This window comes from Streptomyces sp. NBC_00341 (genome assembly GCF_041435055.1).
Taxonomy (GTDB): Bacteria; Actinomycetota; Actinomycetes; order Streptomycetales; family Streptomycetaceae; genus Streptomyces.
Map to the genome: position 1 here is coordinate 7,155,375 of NZ_CP108002.1, position 19,664 is coordinate 7,175,038.

Here is a 19,664-nt window from a genome sequence, read left to right on the forward strand (position 1 = left end):
CTCACGCCTGCTGGTGCAGCCCACGGCCCGCCAGGGTCAGGAAGGCCTCACCGACCGCCTCCGAGAGCGTCGGGTGCGGGTGCACGTGACGGGCGACGTCGGACGGTTCGGCGTCCCAGCCGACGATCAACTGGCTCTCCGCGATCATCTCCGAGACGTGCGGCCCGACGAGATGGACGCCCAGGACCCGGCCGTCCCGCTCTGCGACCACCTTCACCATCCCGCCCTGCCCGTGCACCATGCCCTTGGCGACCGCCGTCAGCGGCATCGTGCCGACCACCACGTCGTGCCCGGCGTCACGGGCCCCGGCCTCTGACAGCCCCACGGCGGCGGTCTGCGGGGCGGAGTACGTCACCCGGGGCACCGCCGTGTAGTCCACCGGCGCCGGACGCAGCCCGGCCAGCGTCTCGGCCACCAACAGGCCTTCGGCGAAGGACGCGTGGGCCAGCCCGAGGGACGGCGGCGGCAGCAGGTCGCCGACCACGTGGATGCCCGGCACCGACGTCTCCAGCCGGTCCCAGTCCGCCGGGACCACATGCCCCCGCTCGTCGGTGGACAGTCCGGCCGCCGCCAGCCCCAGACCGTCCGTCACCGGTACCCGGCCCACCGCCACCAGCAGCCGGTCCGCCTCCACCGTGCGGGTCTCACCGCGCGGGGTGCGGACCGCGGCCCGCACCCCGTCCTCCAGTACCGTCGCCTCCAGCAGCCGCGCACCCGTGCGCACATCGATCCCGCGCCGCTTCAGCCCGCGGGTCAGGTGCCGGGACACGTCGGCGTCCTCCAGCGGCACGAGCCGGTCCGCGGCCTCCACCAGGGTGACCCGGGCCCCCATCGACCGGTGCAGGGAGGCGTATTCGACGCCGATCGCCCCGCCGCCCAGCACCAGCACCGATTCCGGCAGGCCGACGGCGAACAGCGCGTCGTCGCTGGTGACCACCCGCCGCCCGTCGGCCGCGAGACCCGGCAGGGTGCGCGGCCGTGACCCGGTGGCCAGCACGATGCCGCGCCGGGCGGTGATCTCCCCGTACCCGCCGATCCGGACACCGTGCGGACCCGTCAACTCCGCGCTGCCGCGCACCACTTCCACCCCGGCGTGCGCGAGATGGCCGGTCACCCCGCGGTGGTTGCGGTCCACGATGTCGTCCCGGGTCGCCACGAGCGCCGGCCAGTCCACCGACTCCAGGGTCGCCTTGACCCCCCACCGCTCACGGGCCTCCGCGATACCGTCCACCAACGCCGCCGCGTGCAGCATCGCCTTGCTGGGAACGCAGCCCCGGTGCAGACACGTGCCGCCCACCTTGTCGCGCTCCACGAGCACCACCCGCAGACCGAGCGCCGCGGCCCGCAGCGCGGTCGAATAGCCGCCCGTCCCCCCGCCGATCACCAGCACGTCGGTCTCGGTCACCTTCTCCGTCTGTGTCATGGCTCCCACTCTCCGCCGCACCGTTGCCATGAGTCCAAGGCAATGTTTGTGTGGGGCCGATGCACAACGTCTATGGCAGAGGGCGGGGAGCTGATCGATGAGCCTGCGTCAGATGGAGTACTTCCTCACGGTCGTCGAGGAGACCTCCTTCACCCGGGCCGCCGAGCTGCTCCACGTCACGCAGCCCGCGCTGTCCCACCAGATCAAGGCCCTGGAGCGGACCGTCGGCGGCGCCCTGCTCGAACGGCTGCCGCGGGGCGTGCGGCTGACCCCGATGGGCCGCGCCTTCCTGCCGCACGCCGAGCGGTCCGTGCGCAGCGCCGCCCAGGCCCGGCGCGCGGCACGGGCTGCGGCCGGCGCGGAGGGCGGCGAACTGCACATCGCCACCGTGCACGCGATCGCCGTCGGCATCCTCCCCGAGGTCTTCGCCCGCTGGCGCTCCGGCCACCCCGGCGTCGGCCTCGTGCTCCACGAGTACGCCACCACGGAGGCCCTGGAGGAACAGATCGAGCGCGGCACCGCCGACCTCGCCGTCGGCCCGCCGCCCGCCGACTGGCCGGGCCACCTCGTCCCGATCGGTGAGGAGAGCATCGTCCTGGTCGTCCCGTTCGACGACCGGCTCGCCGGACGCGCCTCCGTCCGCCTCCAGGAGCTCGCGGACCGCCCCTGGGTGCGGTGCGCGATGGAGGCCGTCGTGCACGGCCGGCCGTTCCTGGACTGGGTCTGCGCCGAAGCCGGCTTCGTACCGCGCACGGCGGTGCGGACCGAGCACACCTCGACCGCGGTACGGATGGCCGCGGCCGGCGTCGGAATCGCGACCGCCCCCGCGCACGTCGTGCGCGGAGCGGTCGGGGAGGACTGCGCGGTGCTCACCGTGGACCCGCCGTGGTCCCGGCCGCTCGCGGTCTTCTCCCGCGTCGAACTGACCGGCGCCGCCGCCGCGTTCACCGAACTGCTCGCCGCGTTCCGGCCACCGGGCCCCCGGCCCGCCCCGTGACGGCGGTGACGGCGGGCCCCCGCCGTCACCGGACCGCGGGACGCGCCCCGTCACCCGGACGGCCGCGCGCCGACTGCGCCGGGTCGGTCCGGGTGATCCCCTGAGGGGGACCGCGCCGCACACCGGCGCACCGACCACCGGGGGTACGGATGCAGGCCGACGCCCCAGGAGGCATACCCGCCCCGACGCCCTCGCCCGACCACCGCCCCGCCGGGCCGTCCCGCTCCGCCCGCCCGGGAGCCGGCCCCAGCCTCCTCGCCCCCGGCGCCGCCCGCGACCCGTACCGGCTCTACCGGGTACTGCGCGAGGAGCATCCGCTCTGCTACGACGCCCCGCTGGGCGCCTGGCTGGTCAGCCGGTACGACGACGTGATCGCCGCGCTCACCGGCCCCCGGTTCACCGGTTACCCGCACGACGGGGCGCCGCGCGGCGGCCCCGCCCCGCTCGGCCTCTGTCACGGCAGCGCCCGCTGCCTGCCCCGCGAGCGGTACACGGTGGTCACCGGCACCGTGCCCCGGCACCTGGCCGAGCGCGTCGAGCGGACCGCGTTCGTGCTGGCCCGGCGGATCGCCGGGCGGCGGCAGGCCGATCTCGTCGAGGAGTTCTGCCGCTGGCTGCCCGCGGGCAGCGGCCCCTTCCGGACCCGCAACGGCGACCCCGCCCAGCTGGGCGACGGGCCCTGCACCCGGCACACCGGACTGCGTGAGACGGCCCTCGCCTCGTTCCTGGCCAACCTGCTGGACGACCCCGACCTGCTGGCCGCCCTGCGCGTCGAACCCGCGCTCGCCGGCCGCGCCTGGACGGAGACGATGCGGCGGGACCCGCCCGTCCAGGTCGTCCTGCGGCGGACCCTCACCGAGGTCACCCTCAGCGGCGGCACCCTCCCGGCGCGGGCCCCCGTCGCCTGCCTGATCGGCGCGGCGGGACGCGATCCGGAACGGTTCGCCGCACCGGACCTGTTCGACCCCTTCCGCCGTGACCAGGGCCGCACCACCGGCGGACCGGCGGGCTGCCCGGCCGTGGTGCTCGGTCGGCTGGAGGCCGAACAGGGGGTGCGTGCCCTGCTGGACGCCATGCCGGGGCTCCGCTGGGCGGACGGATTCAGGCCGTCCGCCACCGGCCTGCTCACCCGGGGTCCGAGGTCCCTGCTGGTGCGACCCTGCTGAGCAGCGCGACCGGACCCCCGTCGAACAGCTCGGCCACCGCGACCGTGCCGCCCGAGAACTCCCGGCCCGGCGCCAGCAGATCCCGCCACACCCCGTCGTCCGGCAGCGCCAGCTCCGTCCCGCGCCAGCCGCCCGCCTCCGCCAGCCGCAGCGACAGCCGGGTCACCGCGGTGACGACCTCGCCCGAGCGGCAGAAGGCCAGACAGTGCCCGGCCGCCGGCCCGGAGGCCGCCAGCGGGGCGTACGTCCCCGACTCCCCGAACACCCCGGGCCGCTCGCGCCGCAGCCGCAGCGCCGCCGCCGTCAGCGCCTCCTTCGCGGAGGCGGGCGCGTCCGGGGAAGGCGTCGAGAACGGCCGCCGGTTGTCCGGGTCGACCAGCGCCAGGTACTCGCGCTCCGTGCCCTGGTAGAGGTCCGGCACCCCCGGCATCGTCAGCTGCACCAGCGCCGCGCCGAGCACGTTGGCCCGGACATGCGGGGCGAGCGAGGCCGCGAACTCCGCGAGCAGCTCCCGCGCGGGGCCGGTCGCGGCGGCGGGGCCGGCGGCCACGAAGTCCGACATCGCCCGCTCGTACCCCGGATCGGGTTCGGTCCAGCTGGTGAAGAGACCCGACTCCCGCGCCGCCTTCAGCAGCGCGGGCGCCAGCCGCGCCGCCTGCTCACCGGCCGGGAACCCCACGCAGCCGAACGCGGTCTGCCACGCCTGCCACGCCAGCTGCGGATCGGGCGCCGCCGGAGCCGTCCGGGCCAGCTCCGCCACCAGCCGCGACCACCGCCCGGGGCACTCGGAGAGCACCGCGACGGCGGCCCGGACATCGGCGCTGCGCTTGGTGTCGTGCGTGGTCAGCGCGGTGCCGGTGGCCGGCCAGTCCCGGGCGAGGCGGGCGCAGAAGACGTGGAAGTCCTCCGGCGTCACCGCCGGCCTGCCCGGATCACCGCCCACCTCGTTCGCCGAGATCAGCGGCACGTACCGGTAGTACGCGGTGTCCTCGACCGACTTGGCCCGCAGCGCGGACGCCGTCTGCGCGAACCGGTCGCAGAACGCCGCCCGGTCGCCGCCGGGACCGAGCCGCCCCAGCGCCAGCTCCCGCACCACGTCGACGGCCGCCGCCTCCTCCCGCACCGCGAACACCGCCTTGGCGTCGCTCACCGCCGTCGCGTCCAGCGCCGCCCCGGCCGACTCCGTACAGGGTCCGCCCGCCGTCACGTACGGGCGGTAGACCGGCACCCGGACCAGCAGTTCCCGCACCGCGGTGCGCAGCGCCCACGGGGCGTGGTCGCGCAGTGCGGGGTCCTCGGCGCAGACGCGCGACGCCAGCCGGGTCAGCAGCGCGGTCTCCGCGGCCAGCTCATGGGTGACGACGCGGTACGCGGCCCGGCGCACCGTCGCCTGCCAGTAGCCGCCCCGGTCGCCCGCCGGGGAGGCGGACTCCCGGTAGTGGCCCAGCAGTTCCGCCGCGCCCACCGGGTCGACGAAGAGGCCGTCGATCCGGTGCAGTGCGTCGTACCCGGTCGTCCCGGCCACCGCCCAGCCGGCCGGCAGCGGCTCCGGGCCGGTGAGGATCTTCTCCACCACGGTCCACGCGCCGCCGCTCGCGCCGGAGAGCCGCTCCAGGTAGCCGGCCGGGTCCGCGAGCCCGTCGGGGTGGTCGATCCGCAGCCCCTCGACGGTCCCGTCCCGAACCAGTTCGAGGATCTTGGCGTGGGTGGCGGCGAAGACCTCCGGGTCCTCCACCCGCACCCCGATCAGCTCCGAGATGGTGAAGAACCGCCGGTAGTTCAGCTCGGTACGGGCCAGCCGCCACCAGCAGAGCCGGTAGTGCTGGGCGTCCAGCAGCTCGGGCAGCGGGAGGCCGGAGGTGCCGGACCGGAGCGGGAACTCCTGCTCGCCGTGGCGCAGCACCTCCCCGTCGACCCGGAACCCGTCCATCTCGTCGCCGAGCCGACCGCCGAGCACGGGCAGCAGGACCTTCCCGTCACCCGCCGCCCAGTCGATGTCGAACCAGCGGGCGTAGGGGGAGCCGGGCCCCTCGCGCAGGACCTCCCGCAAGGCGTGGTTGTGCCGCGGGTCCGCGGCCATGTGGTTCGGCACGATGTCCAGGACCAGCCCGAGCCCGTGGCGCCGGGCGGTGCGGGCGAGCCGCCGCAGCCCCTCCTCGCCGCCCAGCTCGGCGCGCACCCGGCCGTGGTCGACGACGTCGTAGCCGTGCGTGGACCCGGGCACGGCTTCGAGGACGGGGGACAGGTGCAGATGGGAGACGCCGAGCGTGGCGAGGTACGGCACGGCGTCCTCGGCGGCCGAGAACGGGAAGTCCGGCTGGAGCTGGAGCCGGTACGTGGCGGAAGGCGTCATGAAGACGTTCGTACCCAGATCCGGGCGCTCTGTGTCACCCGGTCGGGCACAAGGGCCCGACCGGCGGCCCCGTCCCCGGCGCTCTCTCCCCTAAGCGGGCCGCTGGAGCACCACCATGCTCCGGCCCACCAGCGTCACCCGGTCGCCCGCCGCCACCTTCGGTCCGGCGCCGGTCAGCACGCCGGCCGGGCGCGCCGTGTCGACGACGACATGCCACTGCCGGCCGTGGTTCACCGGGACGGCGAACTCCAGTGTCTCGGCGCTCGCGTTGAACATCAGCAGGAAGGAGTCGTCGGAGATCCGCTCGCCGCGGGGCCCCGGCTCCGAGATGGCGTGCCCGTTCAGAAAGACCGTCAGGGCCTTGGCGTGCGCCGCCTGCCAGTCCCGCTGGGTCATCTCCTGGCCCTCGGGCGTGAACCAGGCGATGTCGGAGAGCTCGTCGTGCGTGCCCTCCACCGGCCGCCCGTGGAAGAACCGGCGCCGCCGGAAGACCGGATGGTCGCGGCGCAGCCACACCATCGCCCGGGTGAACTCCAGCAGGCTGCGGGAGAGCCCGTCGCCGCCCGGGTCCGCTGTCTCCTCGCCGTCGCCGTCGTCGTCGGCCGCCGCCTGGGCCGGGTCCGGCCAGTGCACCCAGGACAGCTCGCTGTCCTGGCAGTAGCCGTTGTTGTTGCCGAGCTGGGTGCGCCCGAACTCGTCGCCGTGGCTCAGCATCGGCACGCCCTGCGACAGCATGAGGGTGGCGATGAAGTTGCGCATCTGCCGCTCGCGCAGCTCCAGCACCTCCGGCCGGTCCGTCTCGCCCTCCACGCCGCAGTTCCAGGACCGGTTGTGGCTCTCGCCGTCCCGGTTGCCCTCGCCGTTGGCGTCGTTGTGCTTGTCGTTGTACGAGACCAGGTCGTGCAGGGTGAAGCCGTCGTGGCAGGTGGCGAAGTTGATCGAGGCGAGCGGCCGGCGGCCGTCGTCCTGGTACAGGTCGGAGGAGCCGGTCAGCCGCCCGGCGAACTCGGCCAGCGTCCGGGGCTCACCGCGCCACAGGTCGCGGACCGTGTCCCGGTACTTCCCGTTCCACTCGGTCCACAGCGGCGGGAAGTTCCCCACCTGGTAGCCGCCCTCGCCCACGTCCCACGGCTCCGCGATCAGCTTCACCTGGCTGACCACCGGGTCCTGCTGCACCAGGTCGAAGAACGACGACAGCCGGTCCACCTCGTGGAACTGACGGGCCAGCGTGGCGGCCAGATCGAAGCGGAAGCCGTCCACATGCATCTCGGTCACCCAGTACCGCAGCGAGTCCATGATCATCTGGAGCACGTGCGGAGAGCGCATCAGCAGGGAGTTCCCGGTCCCCGTGGTGTCCATGTAGTAGCGCTGGTCGTCGGTCAGACGGTAGTAGGAGGCGTTGTCCAGGCCCCGGAAGGAGAGCGTCGGCCCCAGGTGGTTGCCCTCCGCCGTGTGGTTGTAGACCACGTCGAGGATCACCTCGATGCCCGCCTGGTGCAGCGCCCGTACGGCCTGCTTGAATTCGAGCACCTGCTCGCCCCGGTCGCCCCAGGAGGCGTAGGCGTTGTGCGGGGCGAAGAAGCCGATGGTGTTGTAACCCCAGTAGTTGGCGAGCCCCGCGTCCGCCAGCCGGTGGTCCTGCACGAACTGGTGCACCGGCATTAACTCGATCGCCGTGACGCCCAGCTCTGTCAGGTGCGCGATGACCTCCGGGTGCGCCAGCCCGGCGTACGTACCGCGCAGCTCCTTCGGCAGCCCCGGATGAAGCATCGTCAGGCCCTTCACATGGGCCTCGTAGATCACCGTGCGGTGGTAGTCCGTACGGGGACGCCGGTCGTCGCCCCAGTCGAAGTACGGGTTGACCACGACGGACGTCATGGTGTGCGGCGCCGAGTCGAGGTCGTTGCGCGCGTCGGGCCGGCCGAACGGATAGCCGTACACCGCCTCGCCCCACTGGATCTGCCCGGCGACCGCCCGCGCGTACGGGTCCAGGAGCAGCTTCGCGGAGTTGCAGCGGGCGCCGCGCTGCGGCTCGTACGGCCCGTGCACCCGGAACCCGTACCGCTGACCCGGCATCACCCCGGGCAGATAGGCGTGCCGGACGAACGCGTCGGTCTCCCGCAGCTCCACCGCCGTCTCGGAGCCGTCGTCGTGCAGCAGGCACAACTCGATTCGGTTGGCGGCCTCCGAGAAGACCGCGAAGTTGGTCCCGGCGCCGTCGTACGTGGCACCGAGGGGGTACGCCTGTCCCGGCCAGACCTGCATAGGTTTCGACTCTTCCACTCTGATGCGGTTGCCTGGGGAATGCGGGCTCCCTGCCAGATCTTCCCCGAAAGGGCGGCCCTTACCTAGGACCGACCGGCAATCGGGGGGCGGCGTCGCGGGGTCCGGTCAACATCGGGCCTCTTCTTGTCGCCCGGAACCCGAATCAGGCGGACCTGTTCGGCCCGCTGCCCGGTATGCGGCTTGCGGTGGGGTGTTTAATCACTATGAATCCGCTCACTACGGCAGATCTTGTCCAGAAGAACAGGCTTGATCCGTAGGGGAGTTGAAGAAGGAGCCTGCGCATCCGGCTGCACCGGCTCCCGCTCCCGGAGTACCCTTCCTTGATCGTTGGTGGGGGAGTGGAAGGCGGTGTGCGGGTGAGCTCGGGAGGCTTCGAGCTGCCCCCAGGTGACGCTGGTCACGAGGGGGACGCCACCGATGTGACGCCCGGGGCGGTCTCGCTCGCCCGGCCCCTGGAGATCGGCGCGGAACTGGACTGGGGAGCGGACGCCTGGAGCGAGGTGCGCACCCGCGCTCAGCGGGCCGGGCGCGCCTATATCTGGCTGAATCTCGTGGAGCAGCGGCTGCGCGCCGTGGTGGCCGCGGTGCTCCGGCCCATCTACGAGCCGGTCCACGGCGAGGACTGGGTGGTGGCCGCGGCGGGACCCGCCGGACAGGAGTGGGTGCAGCGCGCCGTCGCCGTGCGCGAGGTCTCCCGCCGCAAGGGCTATCTGCTCGACCCGGCCGACGACAACGTCCTGAGCTTCCTCACGCTGCCTCAGCTGCGTGAGCTGATGGTCCAGCACTGGCCCTGCTTCGAGCCCTACTTCGACGACCGCCGCGATGTGGAGCTGGCCCTCGACGAGCTGGAGGTCGCCCGCAACGTGGTCTCCCGCAACCGCGCGCTCAACGAGGCGGTGCTCGCCCAGGCCGAGCGCGCCTCCGCGCGGCTGCTGGAGATCCTCGGCAGCGGCGCCGCGGTGCCGTCCGCCGACCGGCTCCCCGTCGACGCCGTCGAGGAGCTGGTGGGCGACCGGTACGCGGACGTGGTCTCCGTCCACTCCGACCGGGTGCGGCTCCAGCGCCAGCTGCCCGCGGAGGACCTCTTCGGCGGAGCGCGCCGGCTGGACGCGATCGGCATAGGGCTCAATCTGCTGGTGCAGAACTTCTCCGGCCGCCGGCTGATCCGGCTGGCCGAGTCGGGCTGCCGGGTCCGGCTGCTCTTCATCAACCCGGCCAGCAGCGCGGTCAAGCGCCGGGAGCGGGAGCTGGGGCTCAAGAAGGGGGAGCTGAGCCGGACGGTGGAGATGAACATCCTCCACATGCGCCGGGTCCGCTCCAAGCTCCGCGACCCGGGCGCCTTCGAGATCCACGTCTTCGACGAGACCCCGCGCTTCACCGCCTACCTGGTGGACGGCGACGGCGCCGACGCGGTGGGGGTCGTCCAGACGTATCTGCGCCGCGCCCGCGGCATGGAGGCACCCGTGCTGGTGCTCAGGGGCGGCGGCCGGGCGGTGGTCCGGGCCGGGCAGGACAGCGAGCACGGCCTGTTCGAGACGTACCGCGAGGAGTTCGAGTCCGTCTGGACGGACTCCCGGCCGGTCTCCTGACGGGCCGACCTCAGGAGGGTGCTGTCAGTGGCCCGTGCGAGGGTGGTCGTCACCTGGGGGAAGCACCACGAAGGAGGTATGGGATGAGCTGGCACCGGCATGCGCTGGTCGGCTTCGACCTGGAGACGACGGGTACGGAGCCGCTGGAGGCCCGGATCGTGACGGCCGCGGTCGTCGGTGTCCGCGCCGGCGACGGAGAGCCGGAGCGGCAGCGCACCTGGCTGGCGGATCCGGGCATCCGGATCCCCGCACAGGCCTCCGCGATCCACGGCATCAGCAGCGAACGGGCGGCGGCGGAGGGCCGGCCGGTGCGCGAGGTGGCCGACGAGATCGCCGAGACCCTGACCGGCTACTGGCGCCAGGGCGTGCCGGTCGTCGCGTACAACGCCGCCTTCGACCTGACGCTGCTGACGGCGGAGTTGCGCCGACACGGACTCCCGTCGCTGAGCGAGCGGCTCGGCGGCGCGGGGATCGGCCCGGTCCTCGACCCGTACACCATCGACCGGGCGGTGGACCGCTACCGCAAGGGCAAGCGGAATCTGGAGGCGGTCTGCGTCGAGTACGGCGTGGTCCACGGCGGCGCCCACGACGCGGGGGCGGACGCGCTGGCCGCGGTGCGGGTGGCGTACGCGATAGCCGCGCGGCACGGCTCGGTGGCCGCGTTGTCCGCGGCCGAGCTCCACGAGCGGCAGATCGCGTGGTACGCGGAGTGGGCCGCCGACTTCCAGCAGTTCCTGCGCCGCAAGGGCACGGCGGACGCGGTGATCGACGGCCGCTGGCCGGTACGGGAGCCGGTGTTCGAGTTGAAATCAAGCCCGTCCGGCGATTGAGGACAGCTCTTGAGCCGGTCCGGCGATTGAGGGCATAACGCTCAGAAGGGGTACCACCGCACCCCCGTGTCCCCGTCGCGCAGCGACGCCACGCGCCTGCGGAACTCCGTGAGTGCCTTCGGGTTGGCCGGCGCGTGCTGCGCGACCCACGCGCAGCTCGCCGTCTCCCGGGCCCCGCGCAGCACCGCGCAGCCGTCCCACTCCCGGACGTCCCAGCCGTACGCGGCGGTGAACGCGTCATAGGCCTCGGCCGGCAGCCCGTACCGGTCACGGGACAGGGCGAGCACCACGAGGTCGTGCTCGCGCAGATCCGTGGAGAAGGTCTCCAGGTCCACCAGGACCGGCCCGTCCGGACCGACATGGACATTGCGCGGCAGCGCGTCGCCGTGGATCGGGCCCGGGGGCAGGTGCGGCACCAGCGCGGCGGCGGCCGTCGCGAAGCCGTCGCGGCGCTCACGCAGATACCCGGCGTCGGCCGGGTCGATCGCGTCGCCCGCCAGGGTCAGCCAGCGCTCGACCCCGCCGAGCAGCTCCCGCCGGGGCAGGCTGAGGCCCTCCGGGGCCGGCAGCGCGTGCACCGCGGTGAGCAGCGGCGCCAGATCCCGCGGCTCCGCGGGCCGCACCGGCTCGGGCAGCCGGTGCCACACCGTCACCGGGTGGCCCTCGACGAGCCGGGCCGCGGGCTCCGCGGTCCGCACCGCGGGGACACCGGACGCGGCGAGCCAGCGCGCGACGGCCACCTCGCGCTCGGCCCGCTCGCGCAGCTCGGGACTGCGCACGGCGTCCCGGCCGATCTTGACCACCAGGTCGCCCACGGCGAACACCGCGTTCTCGCCCAGCGCGAGCAGCTCCGCGTCGCCGGGGTGTCCGGCAGCGGTCAGTGCCTCGCGCGCTCGCATCTCGTTCATGGATCCGATTTTCGCATCCGTGCAGGTTGTCTTGACGAACCGGCGGGGCCTCAGCACCATTGCGGAGGCCACCTGAGCGGCCGGAACGGTACCAAGCCGGTCGAATGACGCAAGGGGGTCGCATCCATGACATTGGCGAGTGCAACCGTGCAGTCCGGGCGGCACGGACCGCCGGGCGGCCCGCACGGCAAGGGGTCCGCGAGGATCAACCGGAACGCCGGAACCTGGTTCCTGGTACTGCCCGCCCTCCTCCCGATCCTGGTCCTCAGCGTCGGACCGCTGCTCTACGGCATCGCGCTGGCGTTCACCGACGCCCAGTCGGGGCGTACCCGGTCCACCCAGTGGACCGGGGTGCTGAACTTCCAGGACCTGCTGCACGACGGACTGTTCTGGGACTCGTTCCGGATCGGCCTGGTATGGGCGGTCGGCGTCACCGTCCCGCAGTTCGTGCTGGCCCTCGGCCTCGCGCTGCTGCTCAACCAGAACCTGCGGATGCGGTGGCTGGCGCGGGCGCTGGCGATCATCCCGTGGGCGATGCCGGAGGTGGTCGTCGGCATCATGTGGCGGCTGGTCTACAACCCGGACGCCGGAATCCTCAACGAGACCATCCGCGACCTCGGCCTGGGCGACGGCCGGGACTGGCTGACCGGGCTCGCCACCGCGTTGCCCGCGGTGATCCTGGTCGGGGTCTGGGCCGGGATGCCGCAGACCACGGTCGCCCTGCTGGCCGGCCTGCAGAACACCCCGCACGAACTCCACGAGGCCGCCGCGCTGGACGGCGCGGGCGCCTGGCGCCGCTTCCGTACCGTCACCTGGCCCGCGCTCAAGCCGGTCGCCCTCTCCATCACCGCGCTCAACTTCATCTGGAACTTCAACTCCTTCGCCCTGGTCTACGTACTGACCAACGGCGGTCCCGGCGGCCGGACCCGGCTGCCGATGCTCTTCGCGTACGAAGAGGCCTTCCGCTACGGACAGTTCGGCTACGCAGCGGCGATGGGCTGTGTGATGGTCGCGGTGATCTCCGTGATCCTCGCCGTGTACCTGGTGGGACGGCTCGGGGGAGGCGAGGACCGATGAGCATGCGTACCCGCAGGTCCGTGCGGGCCGGGCAGTACCTCGCGCTGCTGTGCTACCTGGTCTTCCTGGCGTTCCCGTTCCTCTGGCTGATCTCCACCGCCTTCAAACCGGCGCCGGAGCTGGGCTCCCTGCACCCCACCTGGATCCCGCACCACCCGACGCTCGACAACTTCCGGGCCGCGTTCGACGAACAGCCGCTGCTGCGGGCCGCCGCCAACTCGCTGATCGCCGCCGTCTCGGCCGGGTTCATCGCGGTCGTCATCGCCACCCCGATGGCCTATGTGATGGCCCGCCACCGCTCGCGGCTCTCCGCCGCCGCCACCGGCTGGGTGGTGGTCAGCCAGGCGTTCCCGTTCGTCCTGCTGATCATTCCGCTGTTCCTGGTGCTCAAGTACCTGCATCTGATCAACACGCTGTGGGGGCTGATCATGGTGTACGTCGTGTGGTCGCTGCCGTTCGCGCTGTGGATGCTGGTCGGATACGTACGGGCCGTGCCGCCCGAACTGGAGGAGGCGGCGGCGGTCGACGGTGCGAGCCGGCTGCGGACGCTCGTCTCGGTCACCGCGCCGCTGCTGGCCCCCGGGATCGTCGCCACCGCGCTCTTCGCCTTCATCACCGCGTGGAACGAGTTCTTCTTCGCGCTCGTCCTGCTCAAGACACCGGAGAAGCAGACCTTGCCGGTCGTACTGACCCACTTCCTCGGCGCGGAGGGCGCGAGCGATCTCGGGCCGCTCGCCGCCGCCGCGTTCCTCGCCACCCTCCCCTCACTCGTCCTCTTCGCGGTCATCCAGCGGCGGATCACGGGCGGCATGCTGGCCGGGGCGGTGAAGAGCTGATGCGGGCAGTGGTACGCACGGCAGCCGCGGCGGCCACCGCGCTGGCCCTGCTGCTCACCGGATGCGGCGGCGGTGACGGCGGGGCGGACGGCAGGATCACGATCCGCTTCCAGTCGCTGGCCTGGCAGAAGGAGTCCGTCGACGCCAACAAGCAGCTGGTGAAGGAGTGGAACGCGAGCCATCCCGATGTCCGGGTCCAGTACGTCCAGGGCAGCTGGGACAGCGTCCACGACCAGCTCCTCACCTCGTTCGAGGGGGACGAGGCGCCCGACGTCATCCATGACGCGTCCGACGACCTCGCGGACTTCGCCTACGGCGGCTACCTCGCCGATCTGCGCACCCTGCTGCCCGGCCGGCTCACCGCCGACATCCCGCAGCGGAGCTGGCGCACCAGCACCTTCGACGGCGGCGTCTACGGCGTGCCCTTCCTCCAGGAACCGCGCGTCCTGATCGCCAACACCAAGATCCTCAAGGCCTCCGGGGTCCGCGTCCCGACCCCGGAGAAGCCCTGGAGTTGGACGGAATTCGGGCAGGTCACCAAGAAGCTCACCGGCAAGGGCCGTTACGGAGTCGCCTGGCCGCTCAAGGAACCGGTCTCCGTCACGCTCAACCTCGGCCTCTCGGCCGGCGGCGAGCTGTTCCACCGAGGCGCCGACGGAAAGGTCACGCTCGCCATGGACGACGGCGATCTCGTCGTCCCCCGGACCATCCACGACCAGGTCAACACCGACCACAGCGCCGCCCGTACCGCGCTCGGCATGGGCGGCGGCGACGCCCTTCCCGGTCTCTTCGGCGGCAAGTACGCCATGGTGCCGCTGGGGTTCTCCTACCGTCAGCAGGTGGTCGAACAGGCCCCGAAGGGCTTCGAGTGGACGGTGCTGCCCGCCCCGGCCGGAAGCGCGGGCCTTGCCCAGGGCGTGAGCCCGCAGACCCTGTCCGTCGCCGAGGACAGCCCGCACAAGAAGGAGGCCGTGGAGTTCATCGACTTCCTGCTCCGGCCGGCGAACATGGTGCGCCTCGCCAAGGGCGACTGGATGCTGCCCACCGGCAAGGAGGCGCTGGCGGACCCCTCGCTGCACACCGCGGACCGGGGCTGGGCGACCGGCGTCGCCCTCGCGGGCGCACTGCGTTCCGCACCGGCCCAGTCCGTGCGCGGCTACCCCGAGTGGAAGGACAAGGTCGCCACCCCCGCGTACCAGGAGTACTACAGCGGTGCGATCGACGCGGCCGAACTGAGGAAGCGTCTGGTCAAGGACGGGAACCGGGTGCTGGCCCGCTACCAGCGCTGAGCCGCGCCCCCGGGTCCGCGCCCGGCCGGTTCAGCCGTTGTACGGGGCCGCGACGTCCAGCACCCAGGTGACGCCGAAGCGGTCGGTGAGCATGCCGTACAGCGGCGCCCACTGCGCGGGCTCCAGCGGGCTCACGATGGCCGAGCCCTCGGCGAGCCTGCCCCACAGGGCGCTGATCTCCTCGGCGTCGTCGCCTCGTACGGAGACGAAGAACGGGTTGTCTCCCTGGCTCCAGGGCAGCTGCGAGGGCACGTCGTAGGCCATGACGTGGAAGCCGTCGGCGCCGGTCACCTCGCCCCACATCACCCAGTCCGCCTCGCTCTCGTTCCGTACGGCGCCCGCGTCCTTGTACGTGACCGCGACGGTGCGTCCGCCGAAGACGGACCGGTAGAAGTCCAGCGCCTCACGTGCGGCGCCCCGGAAGTTCAGATGAGTGGTGGTCGTGACGGACATGACCTGCTCCTTGCCTCGATGTGACACATGTGCGCCGTCGGCCGTGACCGGAGTTCATGTCTCCGGACGGCTCGTCGGCCACGATGGCAGGAGTAGCGGACAGGATGAGTCCGCTACTCCTGGGAGCATGGGGAACATGCACAAGACGTCCGCCCGGCTGCTCGCGCTGCTCTCGCTCCTCCAGACGCCCCGTGACTGGTCCGGGGAGGATCTCGCCGAGCGGCTCGGCATCACCTCGCGCACCGTGCGCCGTGACATCGACCGCCTGCGCGGACTCGACTACCCGATCACGACCGTCAGAGGACCGGCCGGCGGCTACCGGCTGGAGGCCGGCTCCCATCTGCCGCCCATGCTGTTCGACGACGAGCAGGCCGTCGCCCTCGCCGTCGCGCTGCAGACCGCGGCCGCCGGCGCCACCGTCGCCGAAGGCGCCTCCCGCGCGCTGGCCACCCTCGGACAGGTCATGCCGCCCCGACTGCGCCACCGCATCGACCTGTTGCGCGTCACCGCGGTCCCGCCGCCGGCGGCCGAAGGCACCCAGCAGCCCGACGCCCCCGTGCTGCTGGACCTGAGCCGCGCCATCCGTGCCCGCGAGGAACTGCGCTTCGACTACGCCCCGGGCCCGGGTACCCCGGCCGATGACGTCCGCCGGGTGGAACCCCACCACCTGGTCACCCGGCAGCAGCGCTGGTACCTGGTGGCCTGGGACCTCCACCGCGAGGACTGGCGCACCTTCCGCGTCGACCGGATCCGGCCCCGTACACCCACCGGCCCCCGCTTCGCCCCGCGAGACCTTCCTGGCGGCAGCGTCTGTGCCTTCGTCACCAGCCGGTTCCGCGGCAACGACGGCACCACCACCGACTGGCCCTGCCGGGGCGAGGTCATCCTCCACCTTCCGGCCGCCGACGTCGCGCCCTTCGCCCGGGACGGAATCGTCGTGGAACTCGGGCCGCACCGCTGCCGGCTCATCCTCGGCTCCTGGTCATGGACCGGGCTCGCCGCCGTCCTCGGCCGCTTCGACGCCGAGATCGAAGTCGTCGGCCCGCCCCCGCTGGCCGCCGCGTTCGGGGACCTCGCCGCCCGTTACGCCCGCGCGGCCCGTCCGGCCTCCGGGGCCGGAGACCCTCGCTGAGCAGTGAGAACACGTCAACTGACGGCAGCCGCAGGTGAGCTGGTCCGGCTTGGGCGCTGTTGGCCGGATTCTTATTACAGAACCTTGTTGAGTAAGTTACAGGTGGCTGAAGGTCTTGATCTGAGCGCGTCAATAAGCGAGGGTTTCGAGCCAGCCCCCGGAGATCTTCCGGCCGAGGGCCAATCCCCCCACAAAGAATGACGAGGAGACCCCTCTTCATGGCACTTCACAAGCGCACCCACCGGATCAAGCTCACTGCCGCGATCACCGCCGTGGCCGCCGCAGCCGGCATCACCCTGCTGGGCAGCCCCATGGCCGGAGCGGCACCCGCCCCCGCCATGGGCAAGATCTACGGTGCCGACGCGGCAACCGCCGTGTCCGGCAGCTACATAGTCATGCTGGACCACAAGGCCGACAAGTCGAAGCTCGCCAAGGAGTACGGCGGCAAGCTGAAGCGCAACTACAGCTCCGCCATCAACGGCTTCTCCGCCAGCGGCCTTTCGCAGACCGAGGCCAAGCGGCTCGCCGCCGACCCGTCGGTCTCCAAGGTCGTCCAGAACAAGAAGTTCCACGTCGACGCCACCCAGGCCAACCCGCCGTCCTGGGGCCTGGACCGCATCGACCAGACCGGGATCGCGGGCGACAACGCGTACACCTACCCGGACAGCGCGGGCGAGGGCGTGACCGCGTACGTCATCGACACCGGGGTCCGCATCACCCACGAGGAGTTCGAGGGCCGGGCCAGCTACGGCTACGACGCCGTGGACGACGACGACAACGCCGACGACGGCTACGGCCACGGAACCCACGTGGCCGGCACCATCGCCGGTGCGACGTACGGCGTCGCCAAGAAGGCCAAGATCGTGGCCGTCCGGGTCCTCGACGACTCGGGCTCCGGCACCACCGAACAGGTCGTCGCCGGCATCGACTGGGTCACCGCGAACCACGAGGGCCCGTCCGTCGCCAACATGAGCCTCGGCGGCGGCGCGGACGAGGCCCTCGACGCGGCGGTCCAGAAGTCCATCGCCTCCGGAGTCACCTACGGAGTGGCCGCGGGCAACGAGTCGGGCGACGCGAGCGAGAGCTCCCCGGCGCGCGTCCCGGAGGCCATCACGGTCGCCTCGTCCACGGTGGACGACGAGCAGTCCTCGTTCTCCAACTACGGCTCGCTGGTGGACCTCTACGCCCCGGGCTCCGACATCACCTCGGCGTGGAACGACAGCGACACCGGGTCCGACACCATCTCCGGTACGTCCATGGCGACTCCGCACGTCGTCGGTGCCGCCGCCGTCTACCTGGCGGGACACCCCGACGCCACCCCGGCGGACGTCTCCACGGCACTGACCGACGGAGCCACCCCGGACGCCATCAGCAACGCCACCGCGGGCACGGCGAACAAGCTGCTGAAGGTCGTTGAGTAACAGCACCACTCCCTGAACCGGCGGCCACCGCGCCCTCCCCCACGGGGCGCGGCGGCCGCACGGCTCGGGCTGATCGTCCTATGGTGTGCCCATGACGATGTACGCGGCGCTGCTGCGCGGGATCAATGTGAGCGGCCACCGCAAGGTCCCCATGGCCGAACTCCGCACGCTGCTCACCGGGCTCGGCCACGGCGACGTCGCGACGTACCTGCAGAGCGGCAACGCGGTCTTCAGCAACGGGACCGGCGACGAGAACACCCTCGCGGCGGAGCTGGAGCGGGCCATCGAGGAGCAGTTCGGCTTCGCGGTCGAGTGCCTGGTGAGGGACGCCGCCTACCTCGCCGCCGTGGCCGCCGGCTGCCCGTTCCCGGCCGCAGAGCTCCAGGGCCGGCAACTTCACGTCACGTACTTCGACCGGCCCGTCGACGCCGCCCGCTTCGCCCCGCTGGACGCCGCCGCCTTCCTCCCCGAGGAGTTCAGGCTCGGCGACCGCGCCCTCTACCTCTACGCCCCCGACGGGCTGGGCCGCTCCAAGCTCGCCGCCGCCCTCTCCCGGCCCTCCCTCAACAAGGGCCTCACCGGCACCTCGCGCAACTGGAACACCGTCGCCAGACTCGTCGAGATGACTGGAGGCGAGGCATGAGCGAGCCGACACCCGGCGTGGCCGCGGCGGTCGAGGGCGAACTCCGCCTCCTCGACCCGCTGGTGCGGGCCTCCAGCGAACTCCTGGTCCAGGTCCTGCACCCCGACTTCCGCGAGGTCGACACCACCGGCCGGCACCGGGACCGGGACACGGTCATCACCTCGCTCATCACCGGCACCGCCGCACGCCCCGGACAGCTCACCGCCTCCCGCATGCGCGGGGTCCAGCTCGCGGACGGACTCGTCCACGTCACCTTCGACACCGAGGCCAAGGGGATGCGCGCCCACCGCAGTTCACTGTGGCGGCTCACCGCCGCCGGCTGGCTGCTCTACTACCACCAGGCCACCCCCTTCGTCACCGGCCCGGAGACCGACAGCCACTGAGCGGGGCGGCACCGTCAGCGGAAACCGTCAGCCACGGGGCGTCCGCCTGGCCCGCGCCGCCCACCGGCCGTCCGTACGGGAGATCCGCACCGGATGGCCGAAGCAGTCGCTGACCTGCTCCGTGGTCAGCACCTCGTCCGCCGGACCCGAGGCCAGACACCGCCCGCCGCGCAGCAGCATCGCGTGGCTGGTGGAGGCGGGCAGCTCCTCCAGATGATGGGTGACCAGCACCGTCGCCAGCTCCGGGTGCTCCTCGCGCAGCGCGTCCAGGCTGTCGAGCAACTGCTCCCGTGCGGCCAGGTCGAGACCGGTGGCCGGCTCGTCGAGCAGCAGCAGCCGGGGCTGCGGCATCAGAGCACGGGCGATGAGCGTACGGCCCCGCTCGCCCTGCGACAGCGCGGGCCAGCGCGACCCCTCCTTGCCGCCCATGCCCAGCATCTTCAGCAGCCGCTCCGCCCGCTCCCGCTGCTCCGGGCCGGCCGACCAGCGCGGCACCGGCTCGACCGAGTTGGTCAGCCCCGTCAGCACCACGTCCTTCACCGAGAGCGGGGAGCGCAGCGGATGGCGCGGATCGACATGCCCCAGCAGCGTCCGCAGCTCCCGCAGATCGACCCGCCCCAGGGTGCGGCCCAGCACCTCCACCGTGCCCCGGGTGGGGTGCCTGATCGCGCCGAGCAGCCCCAGCAGGGTGCTCTTGCCCGCACCGTTGGCGCCGAGCAGCGCCCAGTGCTCCCCGCTGCGCACTGTCATCGAGACCGAGTCGAGCAGGACCTTGCCGTCCCGTACGAGCGTGACGCCGCCGGCCCTGATCACCGGTACCGGGGCCGTGGGGGACGAAGGGGCGAGGGGGGCGGTGGTGGTCACGTGCGGTTACTCCT

The 19,664-nt window shown here is 72.6% G+C and carries 17 protein-coding genes; 11 read left to right on the plus strand and 6 right to left on the minus strand.

Annotated features, from left to right (window positions below; translation table 11 throughout):
- Position 1: 1 nt before the first annotated feature.
- Positions 2-1,423 (minus strand): dihydrolipoyl dehydrogenase, encoded by a 1,422-nt coding sequence (lpdA, locus tag OG892_RS32180; RefSeq protein WP_371630901.1) that lies wholly within the window; start codon positions 1,421-1,423, stop codon positions 2-4.
- 97 nt (positions 1,424-1,520) lie between these two features.
- Between lpdA and OG892_RS32185 the strand changes: the two genes are divergently transcribed.
- Positions 1,521-2,420 carry a LysR family transcriptional regulator gene (locus tag OG892_RS32185; RefSeq protein ID WP_073734935.1) on the plus strand — a complete coding sequence of 300 codons (900 nt, stop codon included), beginning with the start codon at positions 1,521-1,523 and terminating at the stop codon, positions 2,418-2,420.
- Between the two features lie 149 nt (positions 2,421-2,569).
- Positions 2,570-3,586, plus strand: a complete 1,017-nt coding sequence (locus OG892_RS32190; RefSeq protein ID WP_371630902.1) for a cytochrome P450 — start codon at positions 2,570-2,572, stop codon at positions 3,584-3,586.
- Here OG892_RS32190 and treY read toward each other — a convergent pair.
- The gene (gene treY / locus OG892_RS32195; RefSeq protein ID WP_371630903.1) at positions 3,546-5,939 is read right to left on the minus strand and encodes a malto-oligosyltrehalose synthase; all 2,394 of its coding nucleotides are present in this window, start codon (positions 5,937-5,939) and stop codon (positions 3,546-3,548) included. The two genes, OG892_RS32190 and treY, sit on opposite strands and share 41 nt — an antisense overlap.
- Before the next feature lie 90 nt (positions 5,940-6,029).
- Positions 6,030-8,204 carry a glycogen debranching protein GlgX gene (gene glgX / locus OG892_RS32200; protein ID WP_371630904.1) on the minus strand — a complete coding sequence of 725 codons (2,175 nt, stop codon included), beginning with the start codon at positions 8,202-8,204 and terminating at the stop codon, positions 6,030-6,032.
- 377 nt (positions 8,205-8,581) lie between these two features.
- Here glgX and OG892_RS32205 point away from each other — a divergent pair, with 377 nt between their 5' ends.
- Together OG892_RS32205 and OG892_RS32210 are read left to right on the plus strand one after the other, a co-directional pair.
- Positions 8,582-9,814, plus strand: a complete 1,233-nt coding sequence (locus tag OG892_RS32205; RefSeq protein ID WP_073735202.1) for an SAV2148 family HEPN domain-containing protein — start codon at positions 8,582-8,584, stop codon at positions 9,812-9,814.
- 83 nt (positions 9,815-9,897) lie between these two features.
- Entirely contained in the window at positions 9,898-10,644 is a 747-nt protein-coding gene (locus tag OG892_RS32210; RefSeq protein ID WP_371630905.1) for a 3'-5' exonuclease, read from the plus strand.
- Between the two features lie 41 nt (positions 10,645-10,685).
- On the opposite strand, the gene OG892_RS32215 is transcribed toward OG892_RS32210, so the two are convergent.
- Positions 10,686-11,552 (minus strand): phosphotransferase enzyme family protein, encoded by an 867-nt coding sequence (locus OG892_RS32215; RefSeq protein ID WP_073734940.1) that lies wholly within the window; start codon positions 11,550-11,552, stop codon positions 10,686-10,688.
- A 126-nt stretch (positions 11,553-11,678) separates the two neighbouring features.
- Here OG892_RS32215 and OG892_RS32220 point away from each other — a divergent pair, with 126 nt between their 5' ends.
- From OG892_RS32220 to OG892_RS32230, 3 genes are read left to right on the plus strand one after another with little or no spacing between them, the layout of a single operon-like run.
- The gene (locus tag OG892_RS32220) at positions 11,679-12,629 is read left to right on the plus strand and encodes a carbohydrate ABC transporter permease (RefSeq protein WP_073734941.1); all 951 of its coding nucleotides are present in this window, start codon (positions 11,679-11,681) and stop codon (positions 12,627-12,629) included.
- The gene (locus OG892_RS32225; protein ID WP_073734942.1) at positions 12,626-13,465 is read left to right on the plus strand and encodes a carbohydrate ABC transporter permease; all 840 of its coding nucleotides are present in this window, start codon (positions 12,626-12,628) and stop codon (positions 13,463-13,465) included. Before OG892_RS32220 ends, OG892_RS32225 begins: the two co-directional genes overlap by 4 nt.
- Positions 13,465-14,754: an ABC transporter substrate-binding protein gene (locus OG892_RS32230; RefSeq protein ID WP_371630906.1), complete on the plus strand. Its 1,290-nt coding sequence runs from the start codon at positions 13,465-13,467 to the stop codon at positions 14,752-14,754. Before OG892_RS32225 ends, OG892_RS32230 begins: the two co-directional genes overlap by 1 nt.
- A gap of 30 nt (positions 14,755-14,784) precedes the next feature.
- Here the strand turns inward: OG892_RS32230 and OG892_RS32235 are convergent, their stop codons facing one another.
- Positions 14,785-15,207: a VOC family protein gene (locus OG892_RS32235; RefSeq protein WP_371630907.1), complete on the minus strand. Its 423-nt coding sequence runs from the start codon at positions 15,205-15,207 to the stop codon at positions 14,785-14,787.
- 136 nt (positions 15,208-15,343) lie between these two features.
- On the opposite strand from OG892_RS32235, the gene OG892_RS32240 reads away from it, so the two are divergent.
- From OG892_RS32240 to OG892_RS32255, 4 genes are all read left to right on the plus strand, one after another.
- Positions 15,344-16,339, plus strand: a complete 996-nt coding sequence (locus OG892_RS32240; RefSeq protein ID WP_371630908.1) for a helix-turn-helix transcriptional regulator — start codon at positions 15,344-15,346, stop codon at positions 16,337-16,339.
- A gap of 218 nt (positions 16,340-16,557) precedes the next feature.
- Positions 16,558-17,760, plus strand: coding sequence for a S8 family peptidase (locus OG892_RS32245; protein ID WP_371630909.1), 1,203 nt, complete (start codon positions 16,558-16,560; stop codon positions 17,758-17,760).
- Between the two features lie 91 nt (positions 17,761-17,851).
- Positions 17,852-18,403, plus strand: coding sequence for a DUF1697 domain-containing protein (locus OG892_RS32250; protein ID WP_371630910.1), 552 nt, complete (start codon positions 17,852-17,854; stop codon positions 18,401-18,403).
- Positions 18,400-18,786: a DUF4440 domain-containing protein gene (locus tag OG892_RS32255; RefSeq protein WP_073734948.1), complete on the plus strand. Its 387-nt coding sequence runs from the start codon at positions 18,400-18,402 to the stop codon at positions 18,784-18,786. The genes OG892_RS32250 and OG892_RS32255 overlap by 4 nt, the downstream gene beginning before the upstream one ends.
- A 27-nt stretch (positions 18,787-18,813) precedes the next feature.
- Here the strand turns inward: OG892_RS32255 and OG892_RS32260 are convergent, their stop codons facing one another.
- Positions 18,814-19,650, minus strand: a complete 837-nt coding sequence (locus tag OG892_RS32260; protein WP_371630911.1) for an ABC transporter ATP-binding protein — start codon at positions 19,648-19,650, stop codon at positions 18,814-18,816.
- Positions 19,651-19,664 lie beyond the last annotated feature (14 nt).

What these genes read in the sequence shown, in the direction of transcription:
- lpdA (WP_371630901.1), bottom strand. Translation starts at nt 1,423, where the DNA reads ATGACACAGACGGAGAAGGTGACCGAGACCGACGTGCTGGTGATCGGC.
- OG892_RS32185 (WP_073734935.1), top strand. Translation starts at nt 1,521, where the DNA reads ATGAGCCTGCGTCAGATGGAGTACTTCCTCACGGTCGTCGAGGAGACC.
- OG892_RS32190 (WP_371630902.1), top strand. Translation starts at nt 2,570, where the DNA reads ATGCAGGCCGACGCCCCAGGAGGCATACCCGCCCCGACGCCCTCGCCC.
- treY (WP_371630903.1), bottom strand. Translation starts at nt 5,939, where the DNA reads ATGACGCCTTCCGCCACGTACCGGCTCCAGCTCCAGCCGGACTTCCCG.
- glgX (WP_371630904.1), bottom strand. Translation starts at nt 8,204, where the DNA reads ATGCAGGTCTGGCCGGGACAGGCGTACCCCCTCGGTGCCACGTACGAC.
- OG892_RS32210 (WP_371630905.1), top strand. Translation starts at nt 9,898, where the DNA reads ATGAGCTGGCACCGGCATGCGCTGGTCGGCTTCGACCTGGAGACGACG.
- OG892_RS32215 (WP_073734940.1), bottom strand. Translation starts at nt 11,552, where the DNA reads ATGAACGAGATGCGAGCGCGCGAGGCACTGACCGCTGCCGGACACCCC.
- OG892_RS32220 (WP_073734941.1), top strand. Translation starts at nt 11,679, where the DNA reads ATGACATTGGCGAGTGCAACCGTGCAGTCCGGGCGGCACGGACCGCCG.
- OG892_RS32225 (WP_073734942.1), top strand. Translation starts at nt 12,626, where the DNA reads ATGAGCATGCGTACCCGCAGGTCCGTGCGGGCCGGGCAGTACCTCGCG.
- OG892_RS32230 (WP_371630906.1), top strand. Translation starts at nt 13,465, where the DNA reads ATGCGGGCAGTGGTACGCACGGCAGCCGCGGCGGCCACCGCGCTGGCC.
- OG892_RS32235 (WP_371630907.1), bottom strand. Translation starts at nt 15,207, where the DNA reads ATGTCCGTCACGACCACCACTCATCTGAACTTCCGGGGCGCCGCACGT.
- OG892_RS32240 (WP_371630908.1), top strand. Translation starts at nt 15,344, where the DNA reads ATGCACAAGACGTCCGCCCGGCTGCTCGCGCTGCTCTCGCTCCTCCAG.
- OG892_RS32245 (WP_371630909.1), top strand. Translation starts at nt 16,558, where the DNA reads ATGGCACTTCACAAGCGCACCCACCGGATCAAGCTCACTGCCGCGATC.
- OG892_RS32250 (WP_371630910.1), top strand. Translation starts at nt 17,852, where the DNA reads ATGACGATGTACGCGGCGCTGCTGCGCGGGATCAATGTGAGCGGCCAC.
- OG892_RS32255 (WP_073734948.1), top strand. Translation starts at nt 18,400, where the DNA reads ATGAGCGAGCCGACACCCGGCGTGGCCGCGGCGGTCGAGGGCGAACTC.